5 protein-coding genes are annotated in these 14,657 nt (G+C 58.6%); 1 reads left to right on the top strand and 4 read right to left on the bottom strand.

Translation table 11 applies throughout. From position 1 onward, the window contains the following. Nucleotides 1–135 precede the first annotated feature (135 nt). Genes BMZ24_RS09575 through BMZ24_RS09560 form a run of 4 tightly spaced genes read right to left on the bottom strand, consistent with a single transcriptional unit; the run spans nucleotide 136 to nucleotide 11,911 of the window. A complete protein-coding gene (locus tag BMZ24_RS09575) occupies nucleotides 136–3,375 on the bottom strand; it encodes a PAS domain S-box protein (RefSeq protein WP_092191666.1) in 3,240 nt (1,079 codons plus the stop codon). Nucleotides 3,376–3,415: 40 nt separating this feature from the next. Beyond that, a complete protein-coding gene (locus BMZ24_RS09570; protein ID WP_161949110.1) occupies nucleotides 3,416–6,697 on the bottom strand; it encodes a PAS domain-containing protein in 3,282 nt (1,093 codons plus the stop codon). Further along, on the bottom strand, nucleotides 6,697–9,855 hold the full coding sequence (locus BMZ24_RS09565) for a PAS domain-containing protein (protein ID WP_092191661.1): 3,159 nt from the start codon (nucleotides 9,853–9,855) through the stop codon (nucleotides 6,697–6,699). Before BMZ24_RS09565 ends, BMZ24_RS09570 begins: the two co-directional genes overlap by 1 nt. A 25-nt stretch (nucleotides 9,856–9,880) precedes the next feature. Continuing rightward, nucleotides 9,881–11,911 (bottom strand): response regulator, encoded by a 2,031-nt coding sequence (locus tag BMZ24_RS09560; RefSeq protein WP_161949109.1) that lies wholly within the window; start codon nucleotides 11,909–11,911, stop codon nucleotides 9,881–9,883. A 652-nt stretch (nucleotides 11,912–12,563) separates the two neighbouring features. On the opposite strand from BMZ24_RS09560, the gene BMZ24_RS09555 reads away from it, so the two are divergent. Further along, complete coding sequence (locus BMZ24_RS09555; RefSeq protein WP_092191657.1) at nucleotides 12,564–14,522, top strand: PAS domain S-box protein; 1,959 nt, start codon at nucleotides 12,564–12,566, stop codon at nucleotides 14,520–14,522. Nucleotides 14,523–14,657: the final 135 nt, after the last annotated feature.

Raw genomic sequence — 14,657 nt, 5'->3', positions numbered from 1 at the left:
TCTGTATCGTGCTGTATGTCATTGCTTTTATTCATGTTGTTCTTCGCCCCTCGATCACCGGTCGGCTCTTCTAGCATGGGTGAACCCGTCTGAAAAGAACCGGGGCCCAACTCAACATCCCAGAATCCTTGCATTTCAATCTTCCTGCCGCGCCCCCCTGCGCGGCAGGGAGATGACCCTGGCAATCTCCTGGTTGATCTTGCAAAGGTCAAAAGGCTTGCTCAAATAGCCATCCATCTCGGCATCCAGGAATTTTTCCTGATCCCCGGCCATGGCGTGAGCGGTCAGGGCGATGATGGGAATGTCCGACACGTGCGCGAAGGAAGCCGCGTGCCGGATGGCTCGGGTGGTCTGGATTCCGTCGAGCACGGGCATCTGGATGTCCATCAGCACCAGATCGAAATCCTTGCTCAGGAGCGCTTCAAGAGCCTCCTGGCCATCGCGGGCCGCAGTGACCACATAGCCGGCTTTCTCCAAAAGGCGCTGACCGCAGAGCAGATTGACCGCGTCGTCCTCGACCATGAGCAGTCGCAGGCCGGGCAATCCGTCAAACTGTCCGCGAGAGGAAAGTTCCTGCCCTGTGCGCTGCGGCGGCAGTCCAAAGGGAAGGGAAACATAAATGGCCGTCCCCTGCCCGGACGCTGAATCCAGACAAAGGCTTCCGCCCATGCGCTGCACCAGCTTGCGCACTATGGTCAGCCCCAGTCCCACACCCTGATGCCTCCTCGTGTAGGATCCGTCGCTCTGAATGAAGGGCTCGAAAATGTCCTTCTGGGTCTGTTCAGACATGCCCAGCCCCGTGTCGCTGACCGAAAAAAGCAGCCGAAGAGGTGCCCCGGCCGTGAATGGCAGGACCGAGATCTCCACACGTACATGGCCTTGATCGGTGAATTTCAGGGAATTGCCGACCAGATTGAAAAGCACCTGCACCAGCCTCGCCTCATCGCCCATGACCTGTTTGGGAAGACGGGGGTCGACCCTGAAGTCGTAGGCAACGTTCTTTTCCTTCACCGCCTGCCCGAACAATTCCGCGAGCGCTTTGTCCACATCCATGATGTCGAAGGCGTGTTCGCGAAAAACCAGCTTGTCGGCCTCGATTTTCGAGATGTCGAGGATGTCGCTCAAGAGCCGGGTCAGTCGCCTGGATGATTTGATGGCCGTGTGCAGGCACAGGCGCTGCTCCGTATCCAGCGTAGTGGACTGCATGAGCTGCAACATGCCGAGGATGCCGTTCAGGGGCGTGCGGATTTCGTGGCTCATGTTGGCCAGAAATTCGGACTTGAGCTTGCTCGCGGCTTCCGCCTCGTCCTTGGCCCGGCGCAGGGAATCCTCGATTTTCTTCAGATGGGTGAGATCGTTCAGGATCGCGTAATAGCCGCCCACGACCCCATGGCTCGAATAATACGGGATGAGATAGACATCGACAAAGCGCTCGCCCATGATCGGATACGTCAGGGTGGCGCCGTAATGCACCGTCTTGCCCTGAAAAACCTGCTCTATATGCCCCCGTGTGGCCTCGAATGCCTTCTCGCCGATGACCTCCGGGACGGTAAGCCCGATGAGATTTCTGTCCGAAAAAAAGCTGGAATACGCAGCATTGACAAAACGGTAGCACAGATCTTTGTCAATATAGGAAACCAGCTGCGGCAGGATGTCCACGATCTTCTTGAAGTTGATGTCGCGCTTGCGCAGCTCCTCTTCGGCGTGGCGGCGCTGGGTGATATCCTCCTTGATGGCCACATAGTGGGTGATCCGGCCTGCGGTATCGAGGACGGGCGCGATGAGAGCGGATTCCCAGTAGAGGCTGCCGTCCTTGTGGCGATTGCGGAACTCGCCCCGCCACTGCCGGCCTGACTCGATGGTGCTCCAAAGCTCCTGATACTCCTCGCGCGACTTGTAGCCCGAACCGAGAATCCGGGGATTTTCCCCTCTGACTTCGTCGAAGGAATACCCTGAAAGCTCCGTGAACTTGGGATTGACGTATTCGATGTTTCCCTGCGGATCGGTCATGACGATGCAGGCCGGGCTCTGCTCGACCATCTGCATCAGGGTGTGCATCTTCTCTTCGGTCCAGGCGCGCTCGGAGATGTCCCGCGCGATGCCCCAAGCGTACTTGACGACACCGTTGTCGTCATGCACCGCGAAATCGCGCAGTTCCACCGGGAACACATGCCCGTCCTTATGGATGTACTCCTTCTGGTAAACCCCGGTGTCGCCGGTCTTGAACAGCCTCGGCCATATCTCGCCGTGTTGCCATTCATGCCATTTTTGAGGTGTGATGGCGTAGAAATCGCCAAGAGTGCGCAGTTCCGGCAGCGAATAGCCCGTCATGTCGCAGTACGCCTTGTTCGCATCCAGAAACCGCCCTTCGGGGTCGGCCAGGATGAACCCGTCGCGGCTCAGCTCGAAAAGCGCCCGGAAATGCTGTTCGCTTTGACGGAGCCTTCTCTCGGCCTGCTTGCGCTCGGTGATGTCACGGCTGAAGGCGATGATACAGCAGTGGCCGTCGATGTCGGCTCCAGCCGTGCTGACCTCGACATCAAAGACCGAGCCGTCCTTTCGGCGATGTCTGGATTCGAAAACGGAGTTGACTTTGGACAGATCGGAAAAAAGCTCCCTGATCATCGTCTCCGTCATGTTCGCTTCAAAATCCCAGGTCCGCAATTCGAGCACTTCGCTGTCGGAATAGCCGAGCAGCTCCGCAAATCGTCTGTTGGCTTCAATCACGCGATGGTTCTGATCAATGATGACTATGGCGTCCAGACTGCGGTCCATGAGCATCTTGCGCATGGCGTCCATCTTCTGCCGCTGCCTCTTTTCCTCCAGAAGCATGGCCTGCTGATAGGCTTTTTCGGACAGGGAGTTGGCGATGACGAAGAGGGCGTCGGCGATGCGGCGGAATTGCTCCTCCTCCATGAAGGGGACCTGCTCCATGGCCTCGCGGTATTCCAGAGGGTCGACGCCGATGGTCCGCGCATAGCCGAGCATGGCCTCTTCGTCCGCAAGGCTTGAGCGCACCTGTCCGATGAGCCAGTTGGCGACATGCCTGCCGCCCACGGTGATGCTGACCCCTGCGTCCCACAATCCGCCGCTCATGCAACGCCTTATGTTCGGACCGGCGGGGTTGTATGCGCCTAGCAGGGTGTCGGAGCGCATGCAGTTTTCACGTCCCGTCCGGGAAGCCCGGATGACTTCGCCGCAGAGGCGGGTGAAATTGCTGGGCCGAGTCAAAGGAACCCCTTCCGGGGAGGTTATGAGGGATGCGACGCCCGTGGCCAAGGCAAAGCTGTCTTGGATACTCTGGACCTCCTGCAGGTCGAAGAAATCCTCGAAACGCAGGTCCGCGTTGTTTTTCAGGCGCGTGGTTTTGGTCATGGGCGGGTCATTCCCGAAATTGATTGATGAGAGTGTTGATTCATTGTTTTCCCGCCGAAAGGGCTCCAAGCCTGTCCAGCACGGCAAGCAGTTCCTTGGCGTTGATGGGCTTGGCGATATAGTCGTCCATGCCCGCTGCCAGAAATTTTTCCCGGTCGCCGCCCATGGCGTAGGCCGTCATGGCCACGATGGGGATGCGGGCTTTGTCCCCGAGGGAAGCATCGCCGCGCACCAGGGCCGTGGCCTGTAAGCCGTCCATGACCGGCAGTTGCACGTCCATGATGACAAGATCGAAGTCGCCCTCCCTGAGGGTCGGTACAACTTCGCTGCCGTCGCCGACTCCGGTGACCGTGTGTCCTGCGTTTTCAAGCACGCGCCGGGCCGCGAACATGCTCACGGCGTCATCCTCCACGAGAAGAATGTTAAGCCCTTCGCGGACGCCTGGCGCAGCAGTCGCCTTGTGAACACTGGGCGTCCTGGCATCGGAGGCCACGGGCATGACGATGGAGAAACACATGACGGTGCCCTTTTCCGAACTGTCCACGCAAAGAGAGCCACCCATCAGGGTCACGATGCGTTTGACGATGGCAAGGCCAAGCCCGGCACCCTGGTGGTTGCGCACATAGGAATCCTCGCCCTGCACGAATGGGGAAAAGATTCCATCCAGCTGATGGTCGGGAATGCCCGGCCCGGAATCGCTGACGCAAAAGAGAACCTTGGATGACGTGCAACCCGGCACGGGGCTGACATCGACGCGCACGAAACCTGTCCGGGTGAACTTGACGGAGTTGCCCACCAGATTGAAAAGCACCTGCCTCAACCTGGATTCGTCCCCGACAACCATGGCGGGCAGAGCAGGATCAAGGACAAACTCAAGCCGCAGTCCCTTGCTTCGGGAGGTCGGGGTAAAAAGTCCCAGCGTGGATGCCCGCAGCTCCTTGGGCTTGAAAGGCATGGCCTTGATGGCCAGCTTGCCGGATTCGATTCTGGCCAGATCCAGGATATCCGACAAAAGAACGTTCAGGCGATCGGCCGAGGTCCCGGCCAGTTCGACCAGATTTTTATGTTCTTCGGAAAGTTCCATGGAGTCAAGCAGTTGCAGGATGCCTATGATGCCGTTCAGCGGTGTGCGGATCTCATGGCTCATGTTGGCCAGAAATTCCGATTTGGCCACGTTGGCGGCTTCGGCGGCTTCCTTGGCATGGCGCAGATCCCGCTCGTGACGCTTGCGTTCCGAAACATCGGAGAAAATGCAGGCGAATTGCATGGGCGCCGGGCGGAAGGCGGTAACGTGAAAATACTTGTCCTGGGCTGCCGCGTATTCCTCGAACAGCACCGGTTCACCCGTCAGGGCCACCCGGCCATACGTGTCGATCCAGACCTGCTCGATGGCGGGCATGACTTCCCGCGCCGTTCTGCCCTTGATGTCCGAAGCCATGAGGCCGGTGTGCCGTTCAAAGGCCGGATTGACCTCCAGAAAACGGTAATCCACAGGATGACCTTCTGCGTCGCAGATGATCTCGTGCAGGGCAAAACCGTCCAGCATGTGCCAAAAAAGGGTTTCGTAACGCTGTTCGAGAATCCTGCGTTCGGTAACATCCTCGAAGATGCCGACCACCTTGGACACCTCGCCCCCTTCCAGGATCGCCTCCGCCCTGGTGCGAATCCGCATCCGTTTTTCCGTGGCCGAAACGAATGGCATCTCCAAATCGAAAGAAACGCCATGTTCGACACAGTTGTCGAAAGCGGCGAGTATCCTGTCCCTGTCATCGGGCTCATAGCAGGCCAGGCTGAGCCGGATGTGCTCGGATGATCCCGGCTCGACCTGATCGGGAGTGAATCCGTGCAGACGATAGAGTTCCCGGGTCCAGATCATGCTGTTCTGGCGGACATCCCACAGCCATCCACCCATTCCGCTCAGACGCTGGACCATGTTGAGCAGGGCTTCGCTCTTGGCCAGCTCTTCCTGGGCGCGTTTGTGCTCCAGAATGTCCCACAGCAGGTTGCCAAGCTCAATGAGGACCTGCACATCCTCATCGGTGTAATCTGTTTTCTTGTTGGCCACTGCCAGAATGGCCACGATTATTTTGGCGCGCACGATGGGCAGAAGCACCAGGCGTTTCAGGGGAGGATGCCCTTTTGGCAGCCCATTTTCGCGATCGAGCGTGGCCTGATCGTTCAGAATGACGGCCTTGCGGGTGCGCAGGCATTCCGCCCAGATTCCGAATTGCGTTATTTCCAGATCCGGATTGTCGCGCGGGATCGAAAAACCGGTTTGCAAGGTCATTGTGGACCAGGCCTGCATGGATAGAATTCCCTGATCCTCGTTCAAGAAGTGCAGAAAACTCAAGGTGCTTCCGGTCAGGCTCTCGGTCTCGTCGAGAGTCATGCGCAGCAAATCGCTCAAGGAATGGTTGATGGCGTACTCGACAATCCGCTGACGCGCGACGAGCAGGTTCTCGCGCCGCTTGCGCTCGGTTATGTCCACCGCAAAGGTGGCTATGGCCACCACCGACCCGTCCGGCGCGAGCACCGGACTCAGGCTGTGCCGCATCCACAGACCCTCCCGCTCATCTTCGAAAACCAGGGGCTGCGCGTTGCGCACCAGATCCTCGACCAGGCGCTTGCGTGACAGGGCCACCTCGGTGGGAATAAACTCGTAGATGGAGCGGCCCAGGCATTGTTTCACCGTCTTGCCGACACGGCTGGCAAAGGTCCGGTTGGCCGTTATGACCGTGCCGTCCAGCTCCAGAAGCGCGGCGGATTCATCGATGGAATCGAACAGCGAGGCCAGGTTGGCCTGGCTGGCATGCAGGGCGCGGATGCTTTGAACCTGCTCCGTGATGTCGACATTGGTCCCCAGAATTCCAAGCAGCCCTTCTCCCATGCGGATCGGCGCGACTATGTCGCGATAGAAGCGCGTCTCGCCGGAGGAGAGGACATACTTCTTTTCGCCCTCCACCACTTCACCTGCGTAGACCCGGGCATTGATGTCCTCCCATGCGTTCCGGATTTCATCTGGAACATCGCTTTCCTCGACACGGCTCGCGGCCATATCCCCCCAAAGGCGCACGGAAGCGTCGCTTTGCATGATGATCTTTCCATCGAGATCCCGCGCCCAGAAATCAAAAGGCAGGTTGCGAAGAATGGCCTGCATCAACGCGTCCTGACGAGCCAGCCTCTCCTCGGCCCTCGCAGCCGCGTCGGCCCTGTCCTCCAGTTCGGCCACCCGGCGACGCAGCGTTTCGAGCTCGCAGGGCTGCTCGGCGGATTTTTGCCCCTGCTCCTGACTGAGTGCTTCAGCTTTTTCTTTTGTGGACATCATGCTTCCGTGGGGTCGGGGGCCAAGGCGTCGCTACTGGCGAGGACATCGGCGTCCGGTGTTTTTTCTTTACTTTTACGGGAAACGACACGGAAAATGGTTTTGTGGAGAGTCGCGCTGTCCAGGGGCTTGGCGATGTAACCGTCCATGCCTCCTGCCAGAAATTTTTCCCGATCGCCGCTCATGGCGAAGGCGGTCATGGCCACGATGGGAATGCCGGATTTTTCCCCGAGGGTTTGGTCGGCACGGATTGCCGCAGTGGCTTCCAGGCCGTCCATGACCGGCATCTGAACATCCATGAGAATCAGGTCAAACTCCGCCCCCCGCAGCAATTCAAGAGCCTGCCCGCCGTCCGAGGCCGTGGTGACTACATGCCCCGCCTTGGCCAGGATGCGCTGGGCGGCGAACATGTTCACCGGGTCGTCCTCGGCCAGCAGAATGTGCAGGCTCCGGTGTCCGGATTCTTCAGGCCGAACGTGTTTGACGCCTGTTTTCTTGGCATCCTCCGGAGTCTTGAAACTCATGGAAAAACATATCGTTGAACCCGAGTCCGAACTGTCGATGGCCAGCGCTCCGCCCATCATGTGCATGAGCCGCCCGACAATGGCCAGACCGAGCCCAGCCCCCTGATGCCGGCGCACATAGGACCCCTCGCCCTGCACGAAAGGCTCGAAAATGGTGGGCAGAAGTTCATCACTTATGCCCTCGCCGCTGTCACTGACGCAAAAAAGAAGCCGGCATCCGTTATCCGGCAGACAGGACAGCAAACTGATCTGCGTGTGCACAAAACCTTCGCCGGTGAACTTGATCGCATTCCCGACCAGGTTGAAAAGGATCTGCCGCAGCCTCAGGTCATCCCCGACCAGACTCGAAGGAAGATCCGGGGCCAGTTCGACATCGAAACGAATGTCCTTCTTCCGTGCGGGGAGAGAAAAAAGGGTTATAATGGAATCACGCATCTCTTCAAGGTCAAAAGCGCGCTCCGTGAGCACCAGCTTGCCGGCCTCGATCCGGGAGATGTCCAGGATGTCGGCCAGCAGCGCGGTCAGACGCCGACCGGAAAGCTCGGCCATGCGCACGTAATCCCTCTGCTCTCCGCTCAGGGAGGAACAGTCCAGCAGCTGCAGCATGCCCATCATGCCGTTGAGCGGCGTGCGGATCTCGTGGCTCATGTTGGCCAGAAAGGCGCTTTTGGCCACACTTGCGGCCAGGGCCGCGTCGCGCACGTTCACAAGTTCGAGCTCCATGGCCTTACGTTCGGTGATATCCGCGTGCGAACCGGCCATGCGGTAGGGCACGCCGTCCTTGTCGCGCAGGCAGGTTCCGCGTCCCATGACCCACCGATAGGACCCGTCCTTGTGCCGCAGCCTGTATTCGATGACGAAGTGGGACGCGGAACTGGTGAAGAACTGGTTGTTCACGTCGAGCACCCGCGCCCTGTCCTCGGGATGAATTCTGCTCCGCCATTCCTCCAGATCATTGCGCAGCTCGTGGTCTTCGTACCCGATGATCTCCTTCCAGCGCGGCGAAAAATAGACCTGGTCGGACACTCTGTCCCAATCCCAGATTCCGTCGTTGCTGCCGGCAATGGCCAGGGACAGGCGCTCCTGGGCTTGACGCAGGGTATCAAGAATCCGGCTGCGCTCGGTCACGTCGCGAAACAGCCCCACGGCGCAGAAAGTACCATGGAAATCGAGCAGAAAACTGCGGATATCCGCCGAAAAAACGCTCCCGTCCCGGCGCAGGCAGGGTAGCGCTTCCGCTGTGTCTTGTTGCCCGGAGGCCTGGGCGGTGAAATTGCGCAAAACCTCATCAAGATGTTCGGGTGGGTGAATATCGTCCACCGTCAAAGCGCGAAAATCCTCTTCGGAACACCCGAACATCCGGCAAACGGCGGGATTGGCGAAAACAAAGCGGCGGGTCGCGACATCGGCGGCCAGAATTCCATCGGAGTTGGCATCGAAGAGCGCCCTGTAGCGCTTCTCGCTGTCCTTGATTCGGGCCTGGGCACGGCGCAACCTGGATATGTGGCTGATCAGGGCGCCCACCAGAATCATCTGCACGCCAAGGACCACGATGGCGACAAGGATTTCCGCACCATATTGGGAAAAGATCGAAACAGGCTTGCCCCGGACTTCACTGCCCGGAGGCAGCAGGGACTCCCTGATGCCAAAACGGGTCAGAACCGCATGGTCAAAGACATAACGGTTGGCCTCGCTGCCCTCGACCACCGGTATTGAATGGGCAGGCGTTCCCGCCAGTATCTTCCGGGTCAGTTGTCCCGCGATGCGCCCCTGCTCCAGGTGCGAAATGATCCTGCCGCCGAGGATTCCCTGCCCGAGGCCATGTTCCCAAAGATGCAGCACCGGGACATCCGCGTGCTTCAGGATGAACGCCAGGGCGTCTTCAAACGATCTGGAGACCTGATCCCGGTCGCGATATGCGGACAGGAGCAGGATGGCCTCATCCGGTCCCAGGACGGACATCCTGCCCCGAAGCTCGTTCCAGGTCATGTCGGAAAGGTCGAGGACCTGAAGGCTTTTTCCGGCAAAAAATTCACGCTGCTCCAGGTAGGTGCGCAGATCCCCCTGACCGCCCGGTTCCCCGTCGACCAGAGCGTGGACGGTTTTCAGTCCGGGCCTTAAGCGCCACAAGGCTTCAAGGGTCTCGCGCAGCGAAATGGATTCGATGACGCCGGTGATGTCAGGAGTGCCGCTCAATTCGTGGGCCAGTTCCTGGTTGTTGACGCCGCAAAAGATCACGGGCCTCCCTGCGAACAGCTCCTGACGATGGTCCAGGGCGAAGCGCAATGCCGCGTCATCGGCGACGATGAAGGCATCGTAGGCAGGGACTTTTGCCAGCTTGAATCGCAGCTGTTCCAAAAAAAGCGCCTCGTACCCGGTCCCGGAAAATCGCTTGGTATCCATGAATTCGACATCAAGGGTGATGCCCGCCGGTTCAATTTCCGAGCGCAGGCCCTCGACTTGCTGAAAAAAGGTCGGGAAACCGGGATGATAGGAACTGATGAAGAGCACCCGCTCCCCTGCCGCAAAGGAAAGAAGAGGGAACAGGCAAAACAGCAGCAGGGGAAGAAAACGTCGCGAAACGCCCCGCCTCATCCGGGTGAATGCGTTGTCGATCGACCTTGAAAAGTTCATTTCATCCCCCCAAAAAAAGCTGCCTTCACATCGTCTTGAATTCCGCCACCCTGTCCATGGCTTCGAGAAGTGAATTCATGTTCACGGGTTTTGGAATGTAGTCGTCCATGCCCGCGTCCAGAAAGCGCTCTCTGTCTCCGGTCATGGCGAAAGCGGTCACGGCGATGATCGGAATCCGGGACTTGTTGCCAAGGGACCGGTTCGCCCGAATGCGCCGGGTCGCCTCGACCCCGTCCATGAGTGGCATCTGGATGTCCATGAGGACAAGATCCAGGTCCTCGTTTTCCAGGATCCGCACCGCTTCAAGGCCGTTGACGGCCTGGGTGACCTCACAACCGAGCTTTTCCAGCAGGCGGGTCAGCATGGCCATGTTCGTCACGTCGTCCTCGGCGAGCAGGATGCTCAGATTCCGCTCCGCCCCGCGCGCCCTGTTCCCGATGTTTCGGGCACAGCCTTCGCCCTGCTCCTGCACCGTCGGCGGCAAATGGACCAGCACGTGAAAGCGCACCGTTGTTCCCTTGCCCAGGGAACTCTCAATCTCGACATCTCCGCCCATGAGATGAACCAGGCGCTTGACGATGGTCAGCCCCAGACCCGTGCCCTGGCAGGTGCGAACCAGCCCTTCCCCGCCCTGGATGAACGGATTGAAAAGATTCGGCAACTGCTCCGCGCCGATGCCGATCCCGGTGTCCGTGACCTCGAAATCAAGTCGCGCCGCATCGGGGGGAAGTCCTTCCGTCGTCGCGGATATCCTGATCGAGACGCCGCCCTCGCGCGTGAACTTGACCGCATTGCCGACAACGTTGAGCAGCACCTGCCGGATACGGCTCGGATCGCCCACGACCATATGTGGGACATCCGACGCCATTTCAATGGAAAGTTCAAGGTTTCTGGCCAGGCTCTGTTCCTTGAAAATGGCCGGAATGGAGCGGCAGAGTTCATCCAGGGCAAAAGGAGTCCGGGCGATTTCGAGCTTTCCGGCCTCGATCTTGGAGAAATCCAGGATATCGTTGATGAGGGTCAAAAGACTCTGCAGGGCCGAGGAACCAATCTGGACATACTCCTCTTGCTCCGCGTCCAGCTTCGTGCCTTCGAGCAATTGCAGCATCCCGTGCACCCCGTTCATGGGGGTGCGGATCTCATGGCTCATGGTCGCCAGGAACTGCGACTTGGCCTTTGTGGCCGACAGGGCGGCATCCTTGGCCTTGAGCAGATCCGCCTCGGCCTTTTCGCGCCGGGCGATGTCGCGCTCCATTTCCGCGTTCATGCGCCCAAGCTCTTCGGCCTGGATCAGGATTTTTTCCCGTCCGCGCAAGAGATGAAAACACAACCCCGCGACAACCATTCCGAACATGGCGACAAGAACGTATCCACCAAGGGCCACGCCCCAGAGACGATCTTCCCGGGGCGAGACGGTCAGTAGCCACTCCCCGCCCGGAATGGCCAGGGCCCGTGTCAGGGCAAGATCCTCGACAATGTCCGCCTCGGATCGGACAATGAGCGTGGCGTCCTTGTCCGTGCTCAGCTTTCGGGAAAGAGCGTAGGAATAGCCATCCGCGTCCAGGGACTTGAAATCAAAGGTTTCAAGCACGGTTCCCCAATGGATCAGGGCCACGACCAGCCCCCAGAAATGCCGCTCCCCGTTGTCATTCCAGAACACGGGCTTGCGGGCGAAAAGCCCGACTCCGCCCTGACGCATCTGCACCGGCCCGGCCAGGACCACCTGATTGGTGTTTATGGCTTCAAGGACCTCGGTCTTGCGTGCCGGGTCTTTGAGCAGGTCGTGACCGATGGCGGCTTCATTGCCTGCCAGGGGATAGGCCGTGGCGACCACGCCGTCCGGGACCAGGAACAGGCCGCCGACAAAAGGATTTTCGTGCAACAGATGTTCGGCATGCTTTTCGAAATCATCGAATTCCCCGCGATCGACAGCCAGAATGTCGGACAGGGTGAAAAGCGGGGATTCGGCGTTGTGGAGCGCGGCCTGGATGGCGCTGAGTTGCTGTGAAATCCTGTGGGTCAGGGCCAGGCGCTCGCTTTGCCGGATATTGTCCACGAGGATGCTCAAATAACAGTGCCCGAAAAAAAAGACTAAAGTTAAAGCAATGGCTGAACAAAGAGTGGAAATTTGTCGTCTCGTCATTGGGCCTGCTTCCTTGCTCGAGTTCCTCGTCGCCGCATGAATTTTTGCAATCATCATGAATTCTGTCCAACCAAACTCCGCCGACAGACACTAATTCTTTCAATCAAACATAATATCGATGCCTTGCGCAAGAACGATTTCAAACAAATTCCAAACCTTCCCTCCAAAAATTATTCCGGTTTGAACTGGCTGCGAGCATTCCGGGAATAATTTAGCAACACGTCATCCGGCACCATCTTTTTTGATCTCGGTCGCGGGCGGACAGTAAATTGGAAGTCTCACATGGCGATTATGAAATAGCCACGGTTTTATGGTCAACATTTTTTTCCTGACATATGCAAAACGTTCGAGCCAAGGACCATTTGAAGAATGCCCCCCCCTCCTTGGACGTTGCGCCCCGATATACCGGGGGGTTGAACGCATTATCCTCATCCGTCCGACACTCATGCGCCCATGGGAATTCCGATTTTGTTGCAAGCGTGCATTTTTAAGCGCAGAAAAAATATTATGCGTGTCCGACATAAAATGCTTGCACCAAAAAAACTGACTACCATATCATAGACACATGAGCGCACTAGGAAGTTATCTCACCGAGCGCAGAAAAGCACTCGCCGCCAAGCATTCGGGCTATTCAATCCGGAGCGTGGCCAAGCGTATCGGCATCCATCATTCCTACCTGAGCAAGCTGGAGCGTGGCGAGAACGCGCCCCTGACCGAAGAGCGCATCCACGCCCTGGCCCGCCTCCTGGGAGAGGATCCCGACCTGCTCATGGCCCTGTCCGGCAAATTGTCCGACCGCATCACCGGACTCATCCGCTCCAATCCCCTGCTCTTCCTCGGCAGCCTTGAGACTCTCGAAAAGCAGGGTGCAAGCTCCTCGGACACCGCGCCCATGCGCCAGGATCAACGCAAGAACGAACTTGAGGAACTGACCCGGCTGCTGCGCGACGAAATACGGGAACGCCAGGTCCTTGAGTCCCAGCTGCGTGAACAGCAGCGGGTGCAGCGCACCATCCTTGAGAACCTGCAGGACGTCTCCGTGACTCTTCTGGACTCCCAGTTCCGCATCCTGTGGTCGAACTCTCCGGTGACCGAGAGCCCCGCGCATTATCTCAATCAGCATGATCACAAGACCAGCGGCGCCGCGTCCGCAAACGGGCGTAGCGAATCTGAATCCGGAGCTTTTTCCACAGCCTGGCGGGCCATGAAGACCCGCACGGTACAAAACGGAACCTACAGATCCCCGGACGGCAAGCACTGGCTGGTGCGCAGCGCTCCGGTGCTCGATGCCAATGACGCCGTCACCCAGATCGTGCACATGCAGTTCGAGGTTACGGAACTCATGCATGCCAAACAGGCCCTGGAAGCCAGCGAACAGCGCTGGAAGTTCGCCCTTGAGGGTGCCCAGGAGGCTGTATGGGATTATGATGTGCCCTCGGGAAGGCTGCAATGTTCGCCCACGTGGTACACGATGCTCGGCTACAGGGATGGCGACCTCGATCCGACCATCACGCAGTGGGAAGCCCTGCTGCATCCCGAAGACCGTGTTCCGGCCCTGAGCATGCTCTCGGCCCACTTTCGGGGGGAAACGGATTTTTATGATTTTGAATACCGTCTGCGCTGCAGCGACGGCTCCTACAAATGGATCCACTCCCGGGGCAAGCTCATGGAAAAGAGCAGCATCGGGACACCCATGCGCATCATCGGCACGCACTACGACATGAGCGAACGCAAGGCGGCCGAAGAACAGATTCTCGCCAACGAGGCTTTCCTGGAAAATCTGCTCGGGAGCATCGAGGAAGGCATCAGCGTGCTCGCCCCGGACATGACCGTGCGCTACGCCAACCCGACCATGACACGCTGGTATGCCGAGGAAATGCCGGTCGTGGGCAGGAAATGCCATGAAGCATTCCATCGTCTGGGCGAATGCTGTTCCCGCTGTCCGGCGGTCCGGACCCTGCGCACTGGTCGCAACGAATTCGAAATACTCGAGATCATGTCCTGCACCGCCTCCCGCGCCATCGAATTCAACGCATATCCGATCAGGGATGCGCAAAGCGGCCAGGTCACCGGGGTCATCGTCTTTGTGCGCGACATCACATCAAAGAGGCAGATCCAGCAGGCCCTGACTGAAATTGAGGACAAGTATCACACCATCTACCAAGGCGCGCCCATCGGCATGTGCACGCTAGACGCCCACGGCCGCTTCGTGTCCATGAACCCCAGTTATGCCCGACTGTACGGATACGCCTCGCCGGGCGCGTTGATGAATTCGGTGCGCTCGGCTTCCGAGCTTTTCGAGTCACCCGAAGATTGGGAACGGCTGCGCGCGTTGATCGGTACGCAGGACGAGATCTTCGGGTTCGAATGCCGCATCCGACGCCCCGACGGATCAACGATCTGGACGTCGCGCACCGTCCGGGTGGTCCGCGACGCCCGGGGCCAGCTTTTGCATTATGATGTTTTTGTCGAGGATATCGAAGCCAGAAAGACTCTCGAACTGCTCACGGGGGCCCCAAAATGAGTTCCCGATTCATTTTTTTTCTGGCTTTTGATGAATAAATCCGTGTAGGAAGGGCAGGACCGTCCTGGGTCTATCCAGACGTTCAAGTCCATCCACCCGGAGCGTGGCAAAGCCTCACAGGCGAATTTTCGCCGT

It is taken from the genome of Desulfomicrobium norvegicum, from assembly GCF_900114595.1.
GTDB classification, from domain to species: Bacteria; Desulfobacterota; Desulfovibrionia; order Desulfovibrionales; family Desulfomicrobiaceae; genus Desulfomicrobium; species Desulfomicrobium macestii.
The sequence above is the reverse complement of the archived record's forward strand: the minus strand, read 5'-3'. Positions and strand labels throughout refer to the sequence as shown.